General features: G+C 62.2%; 21 protein-coding genes and 1 pseudogene. 12 read left to right on the top strand and 10 right to left on the bottom strand.

Features of this window, described 5'->3' with window-relative positions:
- Positions 1-14 precede the first annotated feature (14 nt).
- Positions 15-1,529 (bottom strand): hypothetical protein, encoded by a 1,515-nt coding sequence (locus ACERJA_RS11525; protein WP_373608326.1) that lies wholly within the window; start codon positions 1,527-1,529, stop codon positions 15-17.
- Between the two features lie 46 nt (positions 1,530-1,575).
- Between ACERJA_RS11525 and ACERJA_RS11520 the strand changes: the two are divergent.
- From ACERJA_RS11520 to ACERJA_RS11510, 3 genes and pseudogenes are all read left to right on the top strand, one after another.
- Positions 1,576-1,789: pseudogene (locus ACERJA_RS11520) on the top strand (hypothetical protein); the annotation flags it as partial.
- Between the two features lie 43 nt (positions 1,790-1,832).
- Entirely contained in the window at positions 1,833-3,320 is a 1,488-nt protein-coding gene (locus tag ACERJA_RS11515) for a replication factor C large subunit (protein WP_373608325.1), read from the top strand.
- Between the two features lie 107 nt (positions 3,321-3,427).
- Positions 3,428-3,628, top strand: coding sequence for a hypothetical protein (locus ACERJA_RS11510; protein WP_373608324.1), 201 nt, complete (start codon positions 3,428-3,430; stop codon positions 3,626-3,628).
- Positions 3,629-3,635: 7 nt separating this feature from the next.
- Here the strand turns inward: ACERJA_RS11510 and bioD are convergent, their stop codons facing one another.
- From bioD to rbcL, 6 genes are all read right to left on the bottom strand, one after another.
- Positions 3,636-4,316, bottom strand: coding sequence for a dethiobiotin synthase (gene bioD / locus ACERJA_RS11505; protein WP_373608322.1), 681 nt, complete (start codon positions 4,314-4,316; stop codon positions 3,636-3,638).
- Between the two features lie 3 nt (positions 4,317-4,319).
- Positions 4,320-5,528, bottom strand: a complete 1,209-nt coding sequence (locus tag ACERJA_RS11500) for an aminotransferase class I/II-fold pyridoxal phosphate-dependent enzyme (protein ID WP_373608485.1) — start codon at positions 5,526-5,528, stop codon at positions 4,320-4,322.
- 162 nt (positions 5,529-5,690) lie between these two features.
- On the bottom strand, positions 5,691-6,851 hold the full coding sequence (locus tag ACERJA_RS11495) for a transcriptional regulator (protein ID WP_373608483.1): 1,161 nt from the start codon (positions 6,849-6,851) through the stop codon (positions 5,691-5,693).
- A gap of 25 nt (positions 6,852-6,876) precedes the next feature.
- Positions 6,877-7,983 (bottom strand): biotin synthase BioB, encoded by a 1,107-nt coding sequence (bioB, locus tag ACERJA_RS11490; RefSeq protein WP_373608321.1) that lies wholly within the window; start codon positions 7,981-7,983, stop codon positions 6,877-6,879.
- Between the two features lie 76 nt (positions 7,984-8,059).
- A complete protein-coding gene (locus ACERJA_RS11485; protein ID WP_373608320.1) occupies positions 8,060-9,058 on the bottom strand; it encodes a hypothetical protein in 999 nt (332 codons plus the stop codon).
- Positions 9,059-9,118: 60 nt separating this feature from the next.
- Positions 9,119-10,369, bottom strand: coding sequence for a type III ribulose-bisphosphate carboxylase (rbcL, locus tag ACERJA_RS11480; protein ID WP_373608319.1), 1,251 nt, complete (start codon positions 10,367-10,369; stop codon positions 9,119-9,121).
- Between the two features lie 374 nt (positions 10,370-10,743).
- Between rbcL and ACERJA_RS11475 the strand changes: the two genes are divergently transcribed.
- Entirely contained in the window at positions 10,744-11,889 is a 1,146-nt protein-coding gene (locus ACERJA_RS11475; protein ID WP_373608318.1) for a hypothetical protein, read from the top strand.
- Between the two features lie 144 nt (positions 11,890-12,033).
- Here the strand turns inward: ACERJA_RS11475 and ACERJA_RS11470 are convergent, their stop codons facing one another.
- Positions 12,034-14,133 (bottom strand): hypothetical protein, encoded by a 2,100-nt coding sequence (locus ACERJA_RS11470; RefSeq protein WP_373608317.1) that lies wholly within the window; start codon positions 14,131-14,133, stop codon positions 12,034-12,036.
- Positions 14,134-14,272: 139 nt separating this feature from the next.
- Here ACERJA_RS11470 and glyA point away from each other — a divergent pair, with 139 nt between their 5' ends.
- The 3 genes from glyA (at position 14,273) to ACERJA_RS11455 (ending at position 18,052) form a co-directional block, all read left to right on the top strand.
- Positions 14,273-15,526, top strand: coding sequence for a serine hydroxymethyltransferase (gene glyA / locus ACERJA_RS11465; RefSeq protein WP_373608316.1), 1,254 nt, complete (start codon positions 14,273-14,275; stop codon positions 15,524-15,526).
- Between the two features lie 97 nt (positions 15,527-15,623).
- Complete coding sequence (locus ACERJA_RS11460) at positions 15,624-16,925, top strand: serine hydrolase domain-containing protein (RefSeq protein ID WP_373608315.1); 1,302 nt, start codon at positions 15,624-15,626, stop codon at positions 16,923-16,925.
- Between the two features lie 233 nt (positions 16,926-17,158).
- Positions 17,159-18,052, top strand: a complete 894-nt coding sequence (locus ACERJA_RS11455; RefSeq protein WP_373608313.1) for a bifunctional methylenetetrahydrofolate dehydrogenase/methenyltetrahydrofolate cyclohydrolase — start codon at positions 17,159-17,161, stop codon at positions 18,050-18,052.
- 10 nt (positions 18,053-18,062) lie between these two features.
- Here the strand turns inward: ACERJA_RS11455 and ACERJA_RS11450 are convergent, their stop codons facing one another.
- Together ACERJA_RS11450 and ACERJA_RS11445 are read right to left on the bottom strand one after the other, a co-directional pair.
- Positions 18,063-18,788: a TFIIB-type zinc ribbon-containing protein gene (locus tag ACERJA_RS11450; protein WP_373608312.1), complete on the bottom strand. Its 726-nt coding sequence runs from the start codon at positions 18,786-18,788 to the stop codon at positions 18,063-18,065.
- A gap of 79 nt (positions 18,789-18,867) precedes the next feature.
- Positions 18,868-19,887, bottom strand: a complete 1,020-nt coding sequence (locus tag ACERJA_RS11445) for a YbhN family protein (RefSeq protein WP_373608311.1) — start codon at positions 19,885-19,887, stop codon at positions 18,868-18,870.
- 216 nt (positions 19,888-20,103) lie between these two features.
- Between ACERJA_RS11445 and ACERJA_RS11440 the strand changes: the two genes are divergently transcribed.
- The 5 genes from ACERJA_RS11440 (at position 20,104) to ACERJA_RS11420 (ending at position 23,825) form a co-directional block, all read left to right on the top strand.
- A complete protein-coding gene (locus tag ACERJA_RS11440) occupies positions 20,104-20,730 on the top strand; it encodes a hypothetical protein (RefSeq protein WP_373608309.1) in 627 nt (208 codons plus the stop codon).
- Between the two features lie 547 nt (positions 20,731-21,277).
- Positions 21,278-21,424: a hypothetical protein gene (locus ACERJA_RS11435; protein ID WP_006065596.1), complete on the top strand. Its 147-nt coding sequence runs from the start codon at positions 21,278-21,280 to the stop codon at positions 21,422-21,424.
- A 459-nt stretch (positions 21,425-21,883) separates the two neighbouring features.
- A complete protein-coding gene (locus ACERJA_RS11430; RefSeq protein WP_006065595.1) occupies positions 21,884-22,159 on the top strand; it encodes a PadR family transcriptional regulator in 276 nt (91 codons plus the stop codon).
- Positions 22,160-22,162: 3 nt separating this feature from the next.
- Positions 22,163-22,435, top strand: a complete 273-nt coding sequence (locus tag ACERJA_RS11425) for a hypothetical protein (protein ID WP_373608307.1) — start codon at positions 22,163-22,165, stop codon at positions 22,433-22,435.
- Between the two features lie 97 nt (positions 22,436-22,532).
- Entirely contained in the window at positions 22,533-23,825 is a 1,293-nt protein-coding gene (locus ACERJA_RS11420) for an MgtC/SapB family protein (RefSeq protein ID WP_373608306.1), read from the top strand.
- Positions 23,826-23,842 lie beyond the last annotated feature (17 nt).

The raw sequence follows: 23,842 nt of genomic DNA, 5'->3' as shown, positions 1-23,842 counted from the left end.
GGGCGGCACCGAGTTCAGGGCCACTGCGTGATCGGCTCACCGGTCCGTGCCTGACGGATGTACTCGGTTTGCATCTCGTGGACGGCGTCGTCGAACGGCATGCCTGCGTCGAGCTGCTCGCGGACGCGGTCGAGTTTCCATCGGCTTGGCGTCGTGCGGGCCGTCCAGCGCGCCTCGAGCGGTGCGAGATACTCCTCAATCGACTCGGTGGCGATCCCCTGCATACGGAGCCCGCGGCGAGCGAACGCGAAGAGTTCCTCGTAGAGCACGGCTCGATCGGTCGTTCGATCACCGTCGGCAGTCACCCAGACGAGGTCGGCGTCGAGTCCGTTTTTGACCGCGCTGTAGAAACTCCGCTTGGCAGCGTCGTGCTCGAGGCTCACGAGCGGATGATCGGCCGCACACAGCCCGCGGACGAGGCCGGCGACCAGCCACTGGAATCCGATGTTCTCGGCGATCGTCGGCTGTGTTGGGAGCGGTCGGTACTCGATACGGATCGACCAGTGGTCGCCCTGCCCGACCGGCTGCCCGCCGATGACGGCTCGAAGCCACCGCCAGTAGGTGCCCCGCTTGTGGTTGAGCTCCCAGAACCGGTCCGTAAGCGTCTCACGGTCACCGTCTGCGAGCCATTCACGGAGAAACGGTGCACACGTTGGGTCGGCGACGAGGGTGTCGATCGTCTCGGCTGTTCGCTGTATCTCCGCGGGGAAGCACACTTTCTCCCACGCCTGGTTGATCGACTGTTCGAACACCGGGATCCGAAGTTCGTGATCGGTCTCCTCGAGCACGCGGTATGGGTCGTCGACGTCGTACAGATCCGGTGGGAGAAGTGGTGCGTTGGTCGCTACTGCGAGTACCGGACCGAGCGTTCGGATGGCGGTGTTGTAGTAGCGGGGAAACGCCTCCACGTCAGGAACCTGGACGTGGGGCTGGATCGAACTGGCAAGCGACTCGAACAGAATCGACGGGAACTCACGTTCGGCCCCTGGAACAGAGAGAGTGATCGCCCCCTCTGTTTGCCCCAGCACGTCGTTATCGATCGCCCAGTATCGGGCCGACGGCGTCATGTTTTCAGCGATGGTCACCCCTTCACGTTCGCGGACGTCCGAGAGGTACGCCTGCGTGCCCTCTCGTGGTGGTATGGTCCACATCGCGTCCAGAACGATCTCCGTGTCCGCTTGCTCGGCAGCCTGCTGAACGCGTCGGTAGCGACGTCGGAGCTGTGCCGCCTGCACAGTGGCCTCGTCACCATCGAACCGGTTCGGACTCGTGTTGAACTCGACGTTGTGTCGGCCGAGCTCTTTCTCACAGGGCCCCTCGAGGACGGTGTCGGGCACTCGAGTGAGCCGACCCGTGTCATCGACAGCGTACGCCTCGAGTTCGATCCCAAGCCCGAAGCTTGGGTTGTCGAGTCGGCCCGCGCGAACAGCGTCGGTGAGACGGGCGGCTTGCTCGTCGACGCGACGGTCGAACTCGCGTTGTGTCGTGTCCTCGAGCGATCGGCTGACGAGGTCGATGCGATCCGCCATCACCGATACAAACCCGTCCCAGTTGCTTAGAAGTAGGTGTGCCCGCACCGAACGCGTCGTCTCGAACGCGGCGACCCTCTCGAGGGACACGGTGACGTGGTGACAGTCGTTACGGCGGCGACATACGTGGAAGATCACGGGTTCACGCCAGTCGACACACTCCACCTTGTCGAATCGGAGGGCGATACCATCGTTTCCAGTGACGACACATACGAGAGAGTCACACCACGTCTCGACTGAAGACGATCTCCGAGGAGTGACGCTCCGCAACCACTAAACGCGACTCACCCCAATCAGTGTCCAATGAGCGACTGGACCGAAAAGTACCGTCCGACGACGCTGTCGGAGGTACGTGGGAACAACAAAGCCCGTGACCAGCTCAAAGAGTGGGCACAGACGTGGGACGACCACCGGGAGGCGGTGATCGTCCACGGGAGTCCGGGTGTCGGGAAAACGTCGGCTGCCCACGCGCTGGCCAACGATCTGGGCTGGCCCGTGATGGAACTCAACGCCAGCGACAATCGGAAGGCCGACGTCATCGAACGGATCGCGGGCGAAGCCGCAAAAAGCGGGACGCTCACCGCAGGCGGGGCCGGCCGCCGGCTTGTCGTCTTGGACGAAGCCGACAACTTCCACGGCAACGCCGACTACGGCGGCTCGAGGGAGGTCACGCGAGTCGTCAAGAACGCAAACCAGCCGATCGTGCTCGTGGCAAACGAGTTCTACGACATGAGCCAGTCGCTGCGAAACGCCTGTGAGACGGTCGAGTTCCGCGACGTCTCGAAGCGGTCGATCGTCCCGGTGTTGCGAGATATCTGCCGGCGCGAGGGCATCGAGTTCGAGGAGGATGCCCTGAAGAAAATCGCCGACGCGACCAGCGGCGACCTTCGCTCTGCGGTCAACGACTTGCAGGCAGTCGCCGAGGAGACCAGCCAACTCACAGTCGACGACGTCGTCACGGGCGACCGAGACACCACCGAGGGAATCTTCGACTTCCTCGATGCGCTGATCAAGGAAGAAGACGCCGAAGGCGCGCTGCGGGCATCCTACGACGTCGACGAGAACCCCGACGAGATGTTGAACTGGATCGAAGACAACGTCCCGAAAGACTACGAAGGGGCAGAGCTGGCTGATGCCTACGGGTACCTCTCGAACGCCGACCGCTGGCTTGGTCGGGTGCGAGCAACCCAGAACTACTCCTACTGGCGGTATGCGACCGACAACATGACCGCCGGTGTCGCTGCCTCCCGGCGGGGCTCGAAAGGGGGCTGGACCCGCTACGGCCCGCCGAGTTACTGGTCGAAACTCGGTCGTACCAAGGGGACCCGAAACACCCGTGATGCAATCGCCGAACGCATCGCCGAACGCGAGGGAACGAGCGTCGCGACTGCCCGGCGGGAGATCCTCCCGTTTCTCTCGGCGATGACTCACCACTGTAAAAACCGCGAGCTGACCGTCCAGATGGCCGCAGTCTACGACCTCGATGAAAGCGAAGTCTCGTTCGTCACCGGCAGCGGCAAAGACACGAACAAGGTCCAGTCGATCGTCGAGGACGCCAAAGAACTGATCGCCGAAGAAACGGTCGAGCACTCGGGGGGTGCGTTTTTCGATGCTGGCAACTCGAGCGACGGGGATACAGCTGCCGACACCGCTGCAGGCGACGGCGAGACGAACGATCAGGAGACGCTCACGGCAGCGGCAGATGCGGGGACCGACACGACAGCAACGGAGTCAGAGACCGCAGCCGACGACACCGACGATGGACAGTCGGGACTGAGCGACTTCATGTAACGTGTGTCGGCTTGCCGAACCGTTCATCGAGATGAACGTGTCGAAGCACCCGACAAACAACACTATTACTCTGCAGAGCCATGGTAACACGTGACGGTGAGTAACGAATGAACAACCGACATCGCTGCCCCCTCTGTACGGAGACGTACGACGAACGGACCTCCCTCCACGTGCACCTCGAGGTCGAGCACCGGAAATCCGAAATCGTCACCGAATTCATCGAACTACACGACACTGGGATCGACAGTTCGATCGACGACAGGCCAGGGGTAGCCAGCGAAAAACAGCTGATTCCACCGGCCGACTGAGACGGCGTCAGTCGTCCGTTACGATCTGTTTTAAAACCGTCGCCGAAAGCCCATCAGCAACGCCATCGGCCATCGCTCGTGGCGTCTCACCCTCGAGCGGAGGCACTGTTGTAACGTCGTGGCCGGTCATGCGCTCGAGTTCGGCGGGGTTGGTTCGCTCGGCGACTGTCTCACCGGCGTACTCATTGCAGACGACCCCAGCGACGTCGATTCCGCGGCGCTCGAGCGCCTCGACCGAGAGTGCGGTGTGATTGAGCGTGCCGAGTCCGGATCGCGTGACGACGAGCGCCGTCGCCTCGAGGTCGGCAACGAGGTCGACCACCTCGTGGTCGCCAGAAAGCGGCACGCGAAGACCACCGATGCCTTCCACGATCGGCTGTTCGGCCTCGGCGATTGCCTCCCGACAGGCCGTCAGAATCGACGCATACGTCAGTTCGTCGTCACTCTGGGCGGCGGCCACACGTGGCGCGAGCGGTGGCTCGAGATATCGACAACAGGTCGCGGCGTCGGGAGCACCACACGCCTCGGCGACGAAGCCAGCGTCATCATCGGGTGGAAAACCGGTCTGTGCGGGTTTGATCGCCCGTGCATCGATTCCCTGTTCGCGGAGCCAGCGCGTCAGGCCTGCGGTTACGACGGTCTTGCCGACGCCGGTATCGGTGCCGACGACGGCGATCGGGTCGCTCATCGCTTATCGCAGCCCGATATCGGTGCCAGCCGCCCGGAACGCCTCGAGGCAGGTGACGATGTCGTTCTGGTCGTGGGTCGCCATCGGGACGACCCGAATCCGGCTGGTTCCCTCGGGCACCGTGGGTGGCCGGATCGCTGGCGCGACGATATCTCGCTCCCGAAGCCCATCGGCGAGGGCGAGGGCGTCCTCGCGGTCGCCGACGAGCACGGGGAGGATCTGTGACTCGCCGAGCACCCGGTATCCCATCGACTCGAGGCCGTCCCGGAGGTGGGCAACGTTTTCCCAGAGCCGTTCTCTGGCGTCGCTGTGGCGGGCGATATGTAAGGCCTCGCTCGCGGCCGCGGCAGCCGGCGGCGCAAGGCCCGTCGAGAAGACGAACGAGCGAGCGTCGTTGATCAGACACTCGATCAGCGCCTCGCTGCCCGCGACGTAGCCGCCCTGGCTTGCGAGCGCTTTCGAAAGCGTTCCCAGCTGGATCTGGACCCGATCCTCGAGGCCCTCCGCCTGCACGACGCCGCCGCCGTTGGCGTACAGGCCAGTGGCGTGGGCTTCGTCGACCATCACCCACGCACCGAACTCCTCGGCGAGGTCACAGATTTCGGTCAGCGGCGCGACGGTGCCGTCCATGCTGAACACGGAGTCGGTGACGATCAGCCACGATTCGCCAGCGCCCTCGGCCGTGGCCGCCCGCGCCTCGAGTTTCGAACGCAGGCTCGAAGCGTCACAGTGGTCGTAGACGACTGTCTCGGCACTTGTGAGCCGACAGCCGTCGATAATACTCGCGTGATTGAGCTCGTCCGAGAAGATCACGTCCGGCTCGAGGGCCGTGACCGTGCCGACGTTCGCGGCGTAGCCCGAGGAAAAGGCGAGCGCGCGCTCGGTGCTTTTCGTCTCGGCCAGCAGCCGCTCGAGGTCGTGGTGTACCATCGTATCACCGGTGACGAGCCGGCTCGCACCGGCACCAGTGCCGACGGTCGCTGCGGCCTGTCGGGCCGCATCCTGCACACGCTGGTCGTCGGTCAGTCCGAGATAGTTGTTCGCAGCGAACACCAGCGCTTCGTCCGACTCGAGGACCGGGAGTCCGCCGCCGGCGGGGGCCGCGAAGTAGCCCCGCTCGGCGACCCGGTCGACGGGTGATAGCGATCGTTTCAGCGTTGCGTCCTCGAGGGTCTCGAGTCGGGCCTCGAGGTCGAACCCGCGGTCTTCCATTCGGGTGAACGGTGTCATCGACATGGTTTTACTCTCACGGTTCTCCGTGACACGGCCGAGGTCGCACGATAACGGTCGAGGCCGTCGCTCTGCTCACGTCTCGGTACCGAGACTTGCGTGCACTCAGCGACAACCCCAGCCTCTTGGAACACTCCTGACGGATCAGAACCCGGGCATCAGTTCGGCGGGGCCGAAGACACCGTACTCGCCGGCTCGGTTCCGTCGGACGCCGGTTTGCAAGTAGCCAAGCGCTGGCCCGTTGACGTTCGCTTCCATGCTCGTCTCGTCGCCGAGTTGGAACGTGTTCGTCGCCGTCTCACCGTCGAACGTCCGCCCCGTCACGGACACAGTGGTCGTCGTCGGCTTCTCGTCGCTGCGAACGTCTAAGATCCCGCCGACGGTGACGTCTTCGGCAGCACAGACGCCAGCGCGCTCGAGCAGGATGTCGTCGGCGTGTTCCATATCTTCGAACTCGATGACACCGTCGTGGTCGTCGATGATCGCCTCGATCTCCTCGTCGGAGAGCTCTCGAGCAGTATCGATATCGTACTCGGGGAGGTGGGCGATGTCCTCGCGGACGGTGCCGCGGTTGTCCTCGTAACCCGACTTGAGGCCGACGCCCCAGTGGATATCGACGTCAGTGACCTCGACGAACGACTGGGCTGCGAGTGCGGCCGCACCGGTCAGCAGGCCGGGCGTCGCTCCAGCGCCACAGATGAACGTGATGCCGGCGTCCTCGAACGCCTCGCGGCGCTCGTCCAGCATACCGATCACGCGCGAGCGTTTGAGCACGTCGATCATGACACCCGAGTAGCCGCCCTCGAGGAAGCGATCGGCGGTTCGGGGAATGAAGTCGTGTTCGTAGTTCGGCAGCGCCAGCAAGACGGCGTCGATCCCGTCACCGTGATCGATAATATCCTGAATCGAATCCTCGCTGGGGTGGGCCTGCTCGGAGGCGACGACGCCTTTGTCCTCGCCGTGTTGTTTGACACCGCCCTCGGCGGCCGTCGCACCCGCACCGCCGTCAGAGCGGAGCGCTGTCGAGGATTGCGACCCGTCGGTCCGCTCACCGCCGTCAGACCGGTGCTCTGTCGAGGATCGCGAACCGTCGGTTCGCTCACCGCCGTCCGTCGCGACCTCGTTATCGATGTTGCCTTCCGTTGCCGCCAGCAACTCGTCGACGTCGAGGCCATCGAAATCGATCGCGGTGCCGTGGCGATCACACGCCGCGACAGGGGTCAGCGCATCTTTGTGCTGGCTCACTTCGAGTGCTCGTCGGCCGATTCCGCCGGTTCCAACTACTGCAAACGTAATTTCGTCCATGTGTCTCTGTGGGAATGAATTGTCGTCAGTCATCGCTCGGTTCTGCGCCGGTGCTCGCTGTCGAGTCGGCCGACGACTCTGCGGCATCGCTGTGGCGAGCTTTCACCGCCTCGGGGTCGAACTCGTTTGTCTCCTGGTTTGGCTCGAGGCCCGCACGTTCGATGATCTCGATGTCGTCGCCAGGTGACTGGCCCTCCGTCGTGAGGTAGTCGCCCGTGAGCAGGCCGTCTGCGCCGGCCTCGAGCGGAAGATGCTGCTCGTCAGGGTCGAGATTGACCTCGCGACCGCCGGTGAGTCGCACGCGCGACTCGGGATGCAAGAGTTTGTACACCGCGACCGTCTTGATGATCTCCTCGGTCGAGATGGCGGCCCCCTGCTCGGCAAGCGGCGTCCCCTCGACCGGGTTGAGCACGTTCACCGGGAGCGAGGAGATGCCGATCTCTTGGAGCGCGATCGCCGCGTCGACGCGGTCGGTCGGCGTCTCGCCCATGCCGAGGATAACGCCGGCACAGAGGTCCATGCCGGCGTCTTTGGCGATCTCGAGCGTCTGCACCCGATCCTCGAAGCTGTGGGTGTCGACGATCTCGGGGAAGTATCGTGGTGAGGTCTCGATGTTGTGATTGTAGTGATTGATCCCCTCCTCGACCAAGATCTCGGCTTCCTCTTCTGTGAGGATGCCAAGGGAGGCATCGATCTCGAGGGCACATTCGTCTCTGACGAGTCGGATGGCCTCGAGCACGTCCGCCCACTCCTCAGGTCGGTGTTCTTTCGAGACGCCTTTCTCGGCGACGACGATGCCGAAGCGCTGGGCACCATCGCGTTCGGCCCGCTTTGCGGCCTCTAAGACCTTCTCCGGGCCGATGAAATCGTACGTGTCGATGCCGGTATCGAAGTGGACCGACTGCGCACAGAAGCCACAATCCTCGGCGCAGTTGCCCGCCTTTGCGTTAACGATCGAGCAGGCGTCGACCGTGCCGTCACCGAAGTGATCGCGTACGGCCGCGCCGGCCTCAGCGAGCGGGTCGACCGGCTGAGCCATCAGCGCGAGCCCGTCAGTTCGATCGAGTCGTTCGCCGGCGAACACTCGCTCGAGCGCGTCGTCGACCGTCTTGTTGTCCGTCTCGTAAACCACGATTCGAATGGCGGTTAACGAGACTATAATTGTTGTGGATACTCACGTCTTTTGCGACACCAGGGGTTTCGGCACGTCAGTCGCCTTTCGGCGCTATTTCTCGGGTCGTGATCTCGTAGACCTCGCCGTCGTACTCGTAAACGCCGTCCTCGTGGCTGCCGAAGATCGGGTAGCCCGCGTCGTACTCCTCGAGACGAACCCGGTCGGCGTCGTACTCGCAGGCCAGCGCGACGACGTCCCGTAACTGGTCGTTTCGCAGTACGGTTTCGGTGATCAGCGGTTCGGCGGTTTCGTCGTTCGCACGATCGTCGTCACTCTTGGTGTTGGCAACGATGCGTTCGAGTTCGTACGCGCCGAGCCGGGAGTGCTCGTTCTCCGGATCTCCCCGCATCGACCGGGCAACGAGGATGCCGTCTTTCCACTCAGTCTCGTCGACGGCGCGGGTCGGCGTCAGTTCGAGGGCGTCGGTCTCGAGTTTGAACCGGGCGCAGAAGCCGATCTTCTCGTCGGCGCTGTCGAACCAGCCCTCCGTCCCGAAGGCGTACGTGCCGCCGCCGAGCCCCTGGATCGGGTCGCGGTCCCCGTACGATCCCGGGCCGCCGATAGCGGTTCCGTCCTCGACGCCGTCGTTGTCGACTGTCAGCTCCCACTCGTAACGCCTGCGGGGCTTGAGCGTATGCAACGGCAGTGGAATCTCTCGAGGGGCAATGAAGTACCAGTCCTCGTCGACGCGTTTGTGCAGTCGCCAGTTGTACTGATTGTGCGAGAACTCGCTGTGGGACTCGTTTCGCAGGGTGACGGTCATCCGTTCGCCCTCACCGATCGACTCGGCCGACGGCTCGAGGGTGATAGGGACCTCGTCGGGATCGATCTCACGGTACGCGACGAGCCAGTCGACGTCGTAGTCGGGACAGCCCGCGGCGTTCTCGCCGGCCGGAGGGAGCGAGTCGGTCGGGTCCTCGAATCGACCCAGCGTCGAGTGCTCGACGCGACCCAAACAGCCGGCGACCGCGGCACAGCCGGCGACGGTGCTCCCGACGAGGCCGAGGAGGGAGCGGCGTGACGGACGGCTCATACGACCAGTTCGACGCGAACTGGTAAGTGTTTTGTCTCGTTTCGGTGGTGTCTGCCAACACTACCGCGGTGTCTCCGCACCCCACTTCTCGAGTGCCGTCGCCAGTTCGTCGTGGTCGTCGGCAGCGTCCTCGAGCGAGATGCCCTCGAGGCTCGCCTCGACGGACTGTCGGAGCGCTTTTGCGCCGGCGTGCGTGCCGTCGGGGTGGCCGTGGATGCCGCCGCCGGCCTGGACGATGATATCCGTGCCGAGCGCGTCGAGTAACTGGTCGACGACGCCGGGGTGGAGACCGCCGGAGGCGACAGGCAGGACTGGGTTCATGCCATACAGGTCCGACGTGAGCCACTCGTTGATCCCCGGCGTGTCCTCGTTTGCGAGTTTGCCCAGCCCGGCGGTGCCGGTGTGGATGTGGTCGACGCCACAGAGGCGAGCAATCTGAGCGAGCACCCGCATCGAGACGCCGTGGTGCTCGAGGCGGTCGAAGGCGGCGTGCATGGCGCGATGAGCGTGGATCGCGAGGTCGTGTCGTTCGCAACGCTTTCGGACCGTCTGAACGGCCGACCAGCCACAGGTGATCACGTCGACCATGACGAAGCCGCCACCGTGTTCGGCGACGAGGTCGACGCGTTCGAGCATCTCGTTCGTCTCCGCGGTTACGTTCACGAGGTAATCTTTTCGCTCGCCGACGTCTTCCTCGACGCGGTCTCGAGCGGCGAGGCTGTCGGCGAGTCGGTCCTCGAAGGGGTTGAACGCCTGGTCCGTGAGGTTCTCGTCGTCTTTCAGGAGGTCGATACCGCCGCGCCAGGCGTCCTCACCGATCTGGACGTGGGCGTCCGTCGAGAGCCCAACCTTCGGTTTGGGGACCGTCGCGAGGATTGGGCGGTCGCCCGCGTCGAGTTTTTCGTGGGCGACGCTGGTCCCGAACTGCGGGCCGGGGAAGCCGGAAACGAGCGGCTCGGGCCAGTGGCAGTCCTCGAGACGGATCGTCTCAACCGCTTTCATCCCCATGATGTTGCCCGCGATACACGAGAGGATCTGGGCCATGCTTCCCGCTTCGAACAGGGCATCAGGGTAGGCGACGGTGATCTCGTGGCCGTCGATCGCACACGCGACTGCGCTCAGATCGGTCAGTTCGTCTTCGTCGACGTGTAACGCTGCCCAGGTCCCGTTGGAGGACTCAGAGGCGACTCGGCTCGCCGCCGCCTCGGTCGACATCCCCTCGGCCGGATCGATGGTAAACTCGCAGACGAGATCCGTGTCTGTGGGTTCGTACTCGAGGTCAAGGAAGTCGTCGTATTCGATTCCAGTCATAGCAACTTCTAATATTCAATGTGGTGACTAATAGGGTTTGTCCCGATCTCGACTCGCTGAAACCCGTTCTCACCGCCTGCATTGTCTGGCCGGAGAGACCACAGAAAACCAGCGCGATCTCTGATCGGCCGAAACCCGCTTATCGGTCGTTTCGATGGTGTGACGAGCGAGTTTCCGTTCTCGATCGTATCCTCTCGCACTCGAATAGATACAATTCACTCCCTCGGCACTATTATTGGACGCTCGTCAACCTGATCTACTGTTGTCGCCCGAAAACGGCCGTCACACTAATACGGTATCGGATTTTGTCACTAGCAATGAAAAAATTCCGAAAGTTAAAGTCATATGATTAGCTACTATCATAGAAGGAGTTTATGACTGATAGTACGATAAACACGAACTCGAGTGACGGCTCACTCGACGTCGGGGGGACGGCCGACGATCTGTTCGGGGAGATCGACGAAGGGGTGCCAGAGGGGGAGCCAGTCGGCGGGGAATCGACAGGCGATGAGGAGCCGACTGACGATGAGCCAGAGCCATCCGACGGGGGTGTCGAGGACCAGACGGCTGCGACCGTCTTCGGAAATCTCCAGCAAAGTGGGTCCACGACCGACGACATCGATGACGTTCTCGACGACGAGAGTCCCGAGGATATCATCGCGAGTGCGGACGATCCGGAGCCGGAACCGGCCGGTGACGACCTGCTCGTCGACGAGGGGGCGCTCGAGGAACTCCTGTTGACCGACCGGACAAAAGACCAGGAATTCCTCTGGATCGATGCAGACGAGTCCGAGACTGCCAAAACGGCACCCGACGCCGAAGCGTCACCGGAGCCCGAGACTGCTGAGACAGCACTCGACGCCGAAGTGTCCCCGGAGTCCGAGACTGCTGAGACAGCACCTGACGCCGAAGCGTCACCAGAGTCCGAGGCTACCGAGACAGCACTCGACGCCGAAGCGTCGCCGGAGTCCGAGACTGTCCAGACGGCACCCGACGCCGAAGCGTCACCAGAGTCCGAGGCTACCGAGACAGCACCTGATGCCGAAGCGTCGCCGGAGTCCGAGACTGTCCAGACGGCACCCGACGCCGAAGCGTCACCAGAGTCTGAAACTACCGAGACAGCACCTGACGCCGAAGTGTCTCCGGAGTCCGAGACTGTCGACAGCTCGAGTGTCGACGACGACGCCGTCGATACCGAGACGGACGTCTCCGAAGACGGTCCAGCCGAGACAGACGATCCGGAGTCGGCTGCAGCGTCGCCCTCGAGTGACGAAACACCGGACGAAAACGCACCAACTGCTGCCACTTCGGACGGCCGCGAGGAGCCGGCAACGACCGACACAGTCGAGCCGAACGAGGCGTCCGACGCTGACTCCAGCGACGAAACGGCTGCAACGACGGATCTCGCGCTCGTTGATGACGACCAGAGTGGCGTGCCCGCACCCGCGGCTGACGATGATGACCACGCTGGTGGGTTCTTGGGCTGGCTCCGCTCAAAACTCGGTCGGCTGTTCTCCTGAGTAGGACGACAGACCGACCACGCCGCGTGACGGGCACGCTACTGGCCCGGCTCCCCACCGTGCTATCTCTCTTTTTGCCGTGTTTACACTCGTCACTATCTTCGTATGTCCCCACAGAGATGGGACAGTACTGCCGACTGGTGGTCAGTTCCCAAACTGCTGTGCTAGCGTTTTCGACCAGTAGAGATCGCCGTCGTAGATGACTGACGCATCGGTTTCACAGAGCAACGAGCGAACACCTGCCTCCTCGAGTGTGAAACTCGACTCGGTTCCACAGAGATAGGCACACTCGTTGGCGGCAGTCTGTGGAACGTAGTACGAGCCGGTCATCCGTGTTGAATAACAGTCGAGCGTTACCAGATACTCGTCCCCGTCGAGCGCCTCGATGGTGATGGTCGTCGGGAGCTGTTGTTCGCTCTGGATGAGCGAATGGGTGCCGTCACCGACGACGGCGTAGTCTTTGCCCATCATAATCCGGCTGCGTGCCAGATCCAGCGCGCGTTCGATACTGAATCCATTGATCAGGAGCTTTGCGAACGTCGAGCCGACCTTGACCGCGTGGTCGTTCAACACCTCGCGAAAGGTCACCCCGCCGGCGACGCTCCCCTTCTCGATCAGCCGCTTTCCCTCGTGGTATGAGCCACAGGCGTTCAGAAAGAACGTCTGTGCGTTACAGCGGCTGAGACTCGCGGTCGAGAGCAAGCCGTCCGGACAGCACAGCCCCTCGCGTTCACAGTGACCGATGTAGTGGACGAACTCGGACTCGCGTTCGAAAACACGTGCGAGTTCGGCCGTCGTCAGCGATTCGTTGACGGAGACATCCATTGCCAACTCCTGGGCGCGCTGGCGATAGATTTCGGCGACGCTGTCGTGTTCACCGACCATCTCTGGATCGTTCAACACGATATGAACCGACATCGACTCACTCGGCTGCTCGAGATAGTCGAGGCGATTCTGGTAGGCATCCGAGGTGGTTTTGAAGACGTCGATCGGGACACCATCCGCAAGCCAGCCGTGAGCACGGCCGTTCTGAAGGTCGGGTTTGACGATGTCGACAGCGGCAACGTTTCTGGCGCCTGCTCTACTCAGTTCGGTGCTGGCTGTCTCGTTCCCACTCCGGTAGAAATCTTCGAGCGCTCGCTCGATCAGCTCCTTGCCCTCGAGTGTGGACGTTCGAGGCATGTAGACCATGCTCATCCGGTCGAGCAAGAACGGGAGCAACTCGACGCTGTCGTACTCAGGCGTAACGTACGTCGACAGATGCCAGTCCGGCAGCCGGTGTTTGATCGCATCGTAGGGGACGTCGAGATACGTTGCGAGTCGCTGTTGTGGACTGTCGTCGTAGAGCGCCCCAGCGTCGAGGTCGAGTGCCTCGAGAATGTGTTGTTCCGCCAGTTTCGTGCCGTATGGCCCGGCGTTGCGAACGAGGCAGTCGAGAAAGAATGTCTTTCGCAACAGCCGCTCGACGTCGTGCTCGAGGTCGGGCATCGGCGAGAGCCGTTTCTCGATTCCGAAATCGGGGATCCGAAGTCGTGCTCGATCGGAACCACGACCACGGCCATCAGCAGTCCGCAGAGTCGCTTGCAGATGGTATGCCAGCGGCGCGGCCACGAACAGCGATTCGTAGGCTGGTGGAACGACGAGTTCGATTCCGGAATCGGGGCGTGTCGCTCGCAGCTGGTCGGGGATCTCGAGGGAATCGCCCTGTTCGAGCAGCGCCGGATGCCCACGGAGGGAGGGATAGGTCCGGTCCGAACGGTCCGTCTTGTGCGCTGCAGCGAGATGGCTGATGGCGGTTGCGATCCCGTCGGGCGAGTCGGGAACAGTGATCGTCTCCGTCGGGAGGTCGTGGTGGCTCTTGACGCCGACGGTCACGCGGGTCCGGTCCGGGAAAGAAACGACGAGCGACTCGTTGCCTTCGGTGTGGCTGATCGTCGCTGCGTCCGAAAACTGGAGACACGTCTCGAGCGCTGTTTTGATACTGAGAATATACTCGCCAGCAGACAACGAACGCGGCGTGTCGTCTGGGTCGAGTTCGTGATGCTCGCTCGAGCCGAGTGCAAACGCGGAGACGGCCGCGTGTGGGAACCGGAGTTCACTCGTCGTGACGACGAGCGTCTCCTCGACGGGGCGGGGAATCTCGGGGCCCGACTCCTCGACGTGTTCGACACCGTGGATAGACAACACGGTGTCGTCGGCGTCGACGAGACGGAGATGGCTGCCGTCGAGTGCCCACTCTATCATTCGAGATGCTGAATGTCACGCAGGGAAGTTAGTTGTATCGGGTTGTTTCCAATCCGACATATGACCCGTCGGTGCGGTGCAGTGACACCGCTCATCGAAGACGGGTACACTTATACTGCCGCCAGCCGGCACATCGGACATGGAACACGACCACGTCCGGGATGTCGATCCCGCCGTTGCTGATGCACTCGAGGGAGAAGTAGATCGCCAGCGAGAGTCGCTGCAGATGATCGCCAGCGAGAATCACGTCAGCGAGGCCGTCCTCGATGCACAGGGAAGCGCCCTGACGAACAAGTACGCCGAGGGCTATCCCGGCTCGCGCTACTACGGTGGCTGTGAGTACGCCGACGAAGTCGAACAGCTCGCGATCGACCGCGCTCAGGAGCTGTTTGGTGCAGAACATGTCAACGTCCAACCACACTCGGGGACCCAGGCCAACCAGGCCGTCTACTTTGCGATGCTCGAGCCCGGCGACAAGATCCTCTCGCTGGATCTGACCCACGGCGGCCACCTTAGCCACGGTCATCCGGCGAATTTCGTCGGTCAGCTCTACGACGTCGAGCAGTACGAAGTCGACGCCGAGACGGGTTACGTCGACTACGAGGGGCTCGCCGAGCAGGCCGAGGAGTTCGAGCCGGACATCATCGTCTCGGGCTACTCCGCGTACCCACGCGAGATCGACTGGGCACGTATTCAGGAAGCCGCCGACAGCGTCGACGCGCTTCACCTCGCCGACATCGCCCACATCACGGGTCTCGTCGCCGCCGGCGTCCACGACTCGCCGGTCGGCATCGCCGACTTCGTCACCGGCAGCACGCACAAGACCATCCGCGCCGGCCGCGGCGGCATCGTCATGTGCGACGAACAGTACGCCGACGACATCGACGCAGCGGTCTTCCCCGGCGGACAGGGCGGCCCGCTCATGCACAACGTCGCCGGCAAGGCCGTCGGCTTCAAAGAAGCACTCGAGCCCGAGTTCGAGGACTACGCCTCCCAGACGGTGGCCAACGCGGAGGCTCTCGGCGAGCAACTCGTCGAGAACGGCTTCTCGCTCGTTTCGGGCGGCACCGACAACCATCTCGTGCTCGTCGACCTTCGTGAGAGCCACCCAGACACCTCCGGCGGCGACGCCGAAGAAGCGCTCGAGGACGCCGGGATCGTCCTCAACGGGAACACGGTCCCCGGCGAGACGCGCTCGGCGTTCGATCCGTCGGGCATCCGCGCCGGCACGCCCGGACTGACGACGCGTGGCTTCGACGAGGACGACTGTCGCACCGTCGCCGACCTGATCACGCGCGTTATCGACAACCCCGAGGACGAGGCCGTCCTCGCTGAGGTCCGCGAGGACGTCGAGTCGCTGTGTGACGCGAATCCGCTGTACGAAGACGAGTAGGGTTCGAAGACGTTTTTGACGCCACTCGGTTTCTCAGTGTTCGGCTCCCGGAATACGCGCGCAGTGGTTTTGCCGTCGATCGACGCATCCGTACAGTATGGTGTCGGATAACTCGAACGTCGGTCGGCGATCGATGCTCTCAGCGGTCGGCACGGGGCTGCTTGCACTCGCCGGGCAACCAACCTCGGCAGGAACGACGCGTGCGACAACTAGCGTCCGAAACGAGGACGACGTACCCGAAACCGTTGCTCGCGGCGAAGAACGGATCGAACGGGTCTTTGAGTATCATCTCGAGCAGGGACTCCACCACGGTGGGCAACTCGCCGTCTACCGGGGAGACGAACTCGTCGTCGACCTTGCCGGCGGTATCACCGGGGTCGAAGGCGACGACGAACTCACGAAAACGGAGGCCGATCCGGACGGCGTCGAGACCGAGCCGGACTCGAGATTCGTCCTCTTTTCGAACACGAAACCGCTCGCGGCGGCCTGTGTTCATATGCTCGCCGATGACGGGGAACTCGCGTTCGACGATCCGATCGTCGACCACTGGCCCGAGTTCGCCGACGAGAACTCGGAGAAAGCCGAGGTGACGGTCCGACACGTCCTCACGCATCAGTCCGGGATTCCGGAGACCGATATCGACCGGGAGTACGACCAGTGGACCGACCCTGACGCGCTGGCCGCTGCCGTCGAGGACGCAGCACTCCAGTTTTCACCCGGCGACGAGACCAGCTACCAGTTTTACAGCTTCGGCTGGATCACTGGCGAACTCGTCCGTCAGGTCACGGGCGACCGGATTGACGACTTCGCACGCGAGAATATCTTTGAGCCGCTGGGGATGGACCGGACTCACATCGGTCGACCCGAGGATGACGATGGTGACGTCGCGACGCTCGTCGGCTTCGAGCCCTACGACCGGGTTGGCGAGCCGGGACTGATGGCTGGCTACACCACTGAGGAGGCCGCCGAGACCTACAACCGAGAGACGGTTCAGGAGGGTATCAACCCCGCCTGGACCGGAATCGGCCCGGCTCGAGAACTCGCTCGATTCTACGCCTGCTACCTCAACGGCGGTGAGCTCGACGGTACGCGCGTACTGAGCGAAGAGACGGTCACAACGGCAACCGATCTACACGTCGAAGAACCGCCCGAGGACGGCGTCGGCACTGCCTCACGGTACGGCCTCGGGTTCCAGCGTGGCGGGGCAGTTCCCGACCGTCGCGGGGTTCCCGCTCCGGAAGCGACGTTCGGCCACGGCGGACTCGGCAGTAGTATGACCTGGGCCGATCCGGAGTCGGATCTGGCGTTTGCGTACGTCGTAAACGGGATTCGAGACAGCTACGAACACGACGCTCGGATCTCGATACTCTCCGAGACTGTTCGATCCGAACTCACGTGACCTGCCCATCGCTCGCTCGAGAAACTGCTCAGCGATCGGCTGGATCGCCCCGCGGAAACGGGCCACACGTTGCCGTTCGGATCTCCTGGCTCGGTCGCCGAGACGATCGTGGCGTTCTTCGAGGAACGGCCTGCCTAAATATGTCCACGTTTGTGGATACTAACCCTGGTTTTGACACCGATTCTGAGCACGAACCCGAGGGTTGATTAGCCTCGCGACCACCCACTCGAGTAATGACTGAGATCATCGACGGCAACGCCGTCGCAAGCGAGATTCGTGACGACCTGACGGACGCAATCGAGACGCTCGCCGACGCAGGCGCCCGACCCGGCCTCGCGACCGTCCTGATGGGTGACGACCCGGCCAGCCAGACGTACGTCAACATGAAACAGCGCGACTGCGAGGAGGTCGGCATCGAGAGCCACCACGTCGACGTCGCTGGCGATGCTCCGGCCGAGGAGTTGTACGACACCATCGCTGATCTCAACGACAACGACGACGTCCACGGCTACATCGTCCAGGCCCCCGTCCCCGACCACGTCGATTATCGGGAGGTTATCCGCCGTGTCGACCCCGCCAAGGACGTCGACGGCTTCCACCCCGAAAACGTCGGCCGACTCGTCGCCGGTGACGCCCGATTCCGCCCCTGCACGCCCCACGGTGTCCAGAAATTGCTCGAGTCCGCCGACGTCGACACCGAGGGCAAAGACGTGACGATCGTCGGTCGCTCGGATATCGTCGGCAAACCCCTCGCCAACCTACTGATCCAGAAAGCCGACGACGGCAACGCGACGGTGACCGTCTGTCACTCCCGAACTGACGACCTCGCCACGAAGACTCGCAGTGCGGATGTCGTCGTCGCTGCTGTCGGCGTCCCCGAACTCATCGACGGCTCGATGATCAGCGAGGGAACGGTCGTCATCGACGTCGGTGTCAACCGCGTCGACGCCGACACCGAGAAAGGCTACGAACTCGTCGGCGACGTCGAGTTCGACAGCGCGAAAGAGCCCGCCAGCGCGATCACTCCCGTTCCCGGCGGCGTCGGGCCGATGACGCGGGCGATGTTGCTTTACAACACGGTCAAAGCCGCACGCCTGCAGGAAGATATCGACGTCGACCTGCCCTGAGCCGTCGTTTCTACGCGATTTCGTCGAACTCGAGGGCTTCGAGCCTGTCCTGGGCCTGTGTGAATGCCAGTTCGTCACCCCGAAGCCCGTTTGCGAGGTCACGAGTGGCATCGATCAATCGGTCGGCCGTGCGGGGGTCGATGTCGCCATCGAGCATCCGAATTCGGGTGACGTGTTCGCCGAGTGTCTCGAGCGCGCTTCGCTCGGCGTTCGTCAGCTCGCGGTCTTCGGCCCACGTTCGGACGTCGCGGCGATACTCGCGGACGGCGTTTGCAGCAGCGAGCCCACGGGCACCTCGGAGGGTCGGTGGGATTTCGGCGGCCGGCGGCCGCTCACCGGTGTCTGCGTCACGAAGCAACGAGAGGAAATAGAGTTCTTCGCGCTCCTCGAGACGGCGATCGCGGCCGACGATGTCGGCGACGTGTCGGAGTTCGCTGGCAGCGAGGTAGGTGTCGTCGAGTTCCCGAAGCGTGCCGGCGTTGACGAAGCCACGGCGGCGGATGTACTCACGACACTCCGCACGGGCTCGAGCAGCGAGATCGTTGGTCGAGAGGTCGTCGATCGCGTTGCGAACCTGCGTGAGATCGAACGACACTTGCAGATCGGTGTGTTCGGTGCGTTCGTCGATGCCAACACTCCGGAGACTTCCACAGGCCGGACAGCCCACGCTGCCGGTTTCGTAGTACGACCATCGAGTCCCACACTCCTTGCACTCGCGCTCACCCCGGACTTTCATGGGTGTCACTACGGGCGGATGCCCAAAAACCACACCGGAGTTCCATGACGAGAGCGAGTGACCGATGGCTGCCAGTGGCTCAGTTGTCTGTGGGACGCGCGACGAGCAGTCTCGCGGCGGAGAGCCCACCGATTCCGATCGTGAGCCAGTACGTACAGAGCCGGTAGATGAGTGCAATCGTCACTGCAGCAGCTGGCTCGAGCTGACCGAGTGTGGTGAGTCCGGCCGTGACAATCACCTCGACGCCGCCGGTGCCGCCAGGGGCGGGAACGACAGCGCCCAGCTTTCCGAGTGCGACGACAAGGGCGACCACGGGGAAGGCGAGCTGATAGCCCAACGCGAGTGCACCGATATAGATGGGAAGCATTAGGAAAGCCATCCCGAGATGGGCGTAGACGGTTGCGATCACGAGTGTGCGTTTATCGGCTGTGATCGTTTCGACTGTGGTGTAGAACCCATCCAGCCGGGGCCGGACGGCGTCGGGAGAGAGCTGTTCGTCGAACCGGGTGGTAACCCGGCCGACGACGCGACGGCAGAGGCCGGTGATGCTGAGAACGAGTCGGTAGACGATCGCTGGCTGCTGAACGGCGATGTAGACGACACCCACGATGACGAGAAACAAGGAGGCGAACGCGACAAACTGCGTGCCCATGCCGTCTCTGAGAGTGCCGCCGGCTGCGATCAGTCCCAGAGCTAGAAAGCCGAACGTGTAGTAGGGGACGTAGTTTAGCAGATCTGCGGACAGGATACTGGCGAGGCCGTCTTCGTAGGCCATCTCTCCGTCGCGCGAGACAAGGTAGGCAACGAACGGTTCGGTTGCAAGCTGTCCGTAGGGAGTGACGTACTTTACGAACATCGCAGTCAAAAAGACTTCACCAATCCGTCTACGTGGCATCGTTTCGTCGATCAGTGCGATGAACCGTGCCCAAACCAGGCCACGGAACGTCAGCGCGAGCGCGCCCGAAAGGAGACCGAGACCAAGCACTCGATAGTCAGCCTTCGAAAGCTCATCCAGAACGTTCTGGCCACCGATCGCGTTGATCAGGAGGACGAGGAGGAGGAGGGCAAACGCGAACCCGAGGGCGATCCGTCGTTTCACACGTGAACATGGTTCTGATACTACAATTGCTTTATGAATAGACCACAGGCCGAAATCCAACGACGGCTGATGGTTACTCGGAGCTACACGGGAGTTACTCATCGAACGGTACAAAATCAATGAGTATCATGCAGCCAGTCATGCTGTTCAATAGGTCATTAACGGACGGCAGTTGCAGGCCGCAATGAAACCAGCGGGAACGTCCTATCCAGAGATATGTCCGATCCAAGACTCAACCGACGCAAGTTCGTTGCCGCTGCAGGTACTGCAAGTGCACTCGTACTCGCTGGCTGTGCAGATGACGGCAATGATGACGTGGATGAAGAAGATCCCGTCGAAGACGAAGACGACGACGTGGTGGATGACGAAGACGACGACATGGTGGACGACGAAAACGGGACGTACATGCTCACGGTGACCGTCGAGGACGAGGACGAAGAGTCCGTTGAGGGTGCGATGGTCGAACTCGACGAGGCTGACGACGAGATGGACGATGAAGACGATGACGACGAGATGGACGATGAGGAGATGGATGACGACGACGAGATGGATGATGAGGACGATGACGAGGAGATGGACGACGACGAGATGGATGATGAGGACGATGACGAAGAGATGGACGACGACGAGTTCCCACGAGAAGAGGAAACTGACGAAGACGGTCAGGTCGAATTCGACGACCTCGAGGACGGCGAGTACATGGTTACCGCCGAGTTCGAAGGCGAAGAGGCCGAAGACGAAGTCGAAATCGATGGCGACGACGAGGAGCTGACGCTCACGCTCGGCGAAGCCGCCGATGACGACGATATGGATGACGAAGACGACAACGACGACGACATCTAATCGGCTATCGTTCCGTTTCTCGAGCGCGACGCGGTGATCGAACGAACGCCGGGCGGCTGATCGGCTGATCGGCTGCCGTGCCCCTTTTTCCGACGCGAGATCATCATAGCGGCTGCGATCGAAGACGCTGCCATCATCCAGCGTCTTCGATCATCGGCCCGTGATGAACGACATTTCAAACCAGGTAGCGAGGCGGATTCCCGCCCCACGGTGGGCGGGGTTGAACCGTGTGGGGTTGTTGGAATGGACGGTTAGTCAGCGCCGAGGGCACTTGAGCGATACGAGCAGTTGTTCTGCCGGACAGGTAGGGGTACCAGCTCTGCCCCTGTGAACTGTTTACACAACTGTTGTCGATTCAAACCAGCGGCTTCCCCGTGAAAGAGACAGCGCGAGCGACAGCACAGCGCCCCAATTACGTATTATTTTGCCGACTGCACTGGGTGTTGAAGCATTGATCTCGTCTGGAACATCCACGACACTGATGTATCGCACTCCTGTGGTTTCGTTTCGGCGACCTTTTTTGCGCTTTCGGCGTGTAACAGCGCATATGCGAGACGAAGACGAAATCCGCGAACAGTACGAATTTCTCAAAGAACACCTCGAGAGCGAGGAGATGCGCCACGATGGCGTTAGAGAGATGTTCACGTATTACAAACGTGCGCTTGGCTGGGTCCTCGAGGAAGAGCATATTTGAATCCAGTCACGTACGAAACGTATCACAACTCAGTCCGGTGTCGTTAGCTTTAAGTACACTCGGCAGAATCTGTCACGTGACGCTTCGCTTGGAGGGCCGAAGCGTCAGCGGGGACCAATTCAGGGCGGCAAGCGATCGCGTGACATTTTTCCGTCACGCGATCTGCTTTCCTGTTTCCAACTGAAACTACTGGGTAGCGGCTGTACTCTCGATACGTTCGTTGAGTCTCGATTTGACAGCCTCGTGTACGAAATCTGCTGTTATAATTCTCCAGAAACGATCAAGATGGACTGTAAACATGACTTCCACATTATGTGTGCGCTGCTTCGAACCCCTCATAGTGATTATCATTCGAGAACGGTCGAGACGCCGATTCTCATCGGTAATATCCCGGTTTCGATCGAAACAACCCGATAGCCTTATTAAAATTCGACAGTAAGTGCGATTGGTACTTTCCCAATGTACGACCTGACAGGATTCCAGCGGGACTTGCTGTACGTGATCGCCGGCGAGGAAGAACCGCACGGACTGGCAATCAAAGAGGAACTCGAGAACTACTACGAGAAAGAGATTCACCACGGCCGCCTCTACCCAAACCTCGACACGCTCGTCGACAAAGGCCTCGTCGAGAAGGGACGACGCGATCGCCGAACGAACTTCTATACGCTCACCCGTCGTGGCCGCCGAGAGCTCGAGGCACGTCGAGAGTGGGAAGCGCAGTACGTCGAGTTGTAGGGCGTGGTTCGGTCACGAACGGTCACCGCGCTTGCGGGGCTGGCAGTCGGCGTTACGGTGAGCGCCGCTGCCTGGATCTTCTTCGAGACGGCGCTGTTCCTGTTGTTTCTCCCGTTCGTCCCGATCCTCTTCGGCTGGGGACGGTCGGGAGATGACGACGAACAGCGCCGGCTATCGACTGTGAAAGACTGTCCGGAGTGTTCATTTCAGACGACTGAGTCGGCGTACGACTACTGCCCGCGGGATGGCCGTCGTCTTCGTGAGCGCCGAGAGTGATGGGGCTCGAACCCCACGGTACCAGTGACACCGTGCCCGAGGACGGATCCCCAGTTTCGACACGTCGCTTATATATGACCGTGATGAACTGGCCACAGTGAGCGAGGTCTCGTTGCAACTCGTCGATGCGTCGCTAGACAATACAGTCGTCCGGATCGCGCTTGCTGGCGCGCTCGGGATGTTTCTGGGCTTAGAGCGCGAGTGGTCCCAGAAGTCCGCCGGCATTCGGACGTTCTCGCTGATCAGTCTCCTTGGAGCAGTGTTTACGCTGTTTGCCATCGAGACGGATATCGGTGAAGGGCTTCTCGTCCTCGGCGGTGTGCTCGTTATTATCCAGGGTGTGTTGCTGGCGGTTCAGGGGCTGTTGAGCGATGACGACACCGGACTCTCGCTGACGACCTCCGTTTCGATGCTGGTCGCTTACAGCGTCGGTGTGCTGGTCGCTTCCGGATTCATCATCGAAGGTGTCACCGTCGCCGTGCTCTCGTCGCTGTTGCTCGTCCTCAAACGAGAACTCCACGAGTTCGCGTGGGGACTGTCTCGCGAAGAGATGCGCTCGACCACTGAGTTCGCTATTCTGGCGTTCGTCATCTACCCGCTGTTGCCCGCCGAGATCGCCCTCGAGTTCGGTGGATTGATCCTCCCGCTCGAGCCACAGGTGATCTGGCTGATGGTCGTCGCCGTCGCGGGGATCGGCATCGCCAACTATGCGATCGTCTCGACCTACGGCGGCCGAGGGATCGCCGTGACGGGATTTTTCGGCGGGCTCGCCTCGTCGACGGCCGTCGTCGGCACGATGCTCGATCACGTCCGCCAGCGACCGGCAGCCGCCTCGTATGCCGTCGCAGCGATCTTGCTCGCGAACGCAGCGATGGCCGCACGAAACCTCGCGATCGCAGTGGGGTTTACGATGGGTGGGGAGACAGCGATCCTCCTCGAGGCGATCGTTCCACTCGGGGCCGTGATCCTGATCGCGTTCGCGATCGCCGCCATCACCGCCGACTGGCGTGAATCAGGACCAATCGAACTCGAGAGCCCGTTCTCGATGAAAAATGCACTGGCGTTCGGTGCCGTCTTCCTCGTCGTTCTCGTGTTCGGATCGCTCGCTGAGACGTGGTTTGGGACGCTGGGGTTCTACGCGACCGCCGTCGCGAGTGGCTTCGTCTCGAGTGCGGGCGCAACCACGTCGGCGGTCGTCCTCTATCGGGGTGGCCAACTCGGCGCTGCCGAGGCGACGATCGCCATCCTGCTGGCGACGGTCTCGAGTATCGTCGTCAAGGCGCTGCTCGCGTCGACGTCGACGAATCACGATTTTCGCAAGCAGGTCGCGGTCTACAGCGGCTTGCTCTTGCTCGGTGGTGGGCTCGCATCGCTTCTCATCATCCTCTGAGCGCGGCCAGCGAGTAT

Origin of the sequence: Natronorubrum sp. A-ect3, from assembly GCF_041821125.1 — an archaeon.
Taxonomy (GTDB): Archaea; Halobacteriota; Halobacteria; order Halobacteriales; family Natrialbaceae; genus Natronorubrum; species Natronorubrum bangense.
Note: the sequence above shows the minus strand (reverse complement) of the source record. Positions and strands in the feature narration are given on the sequence as shown.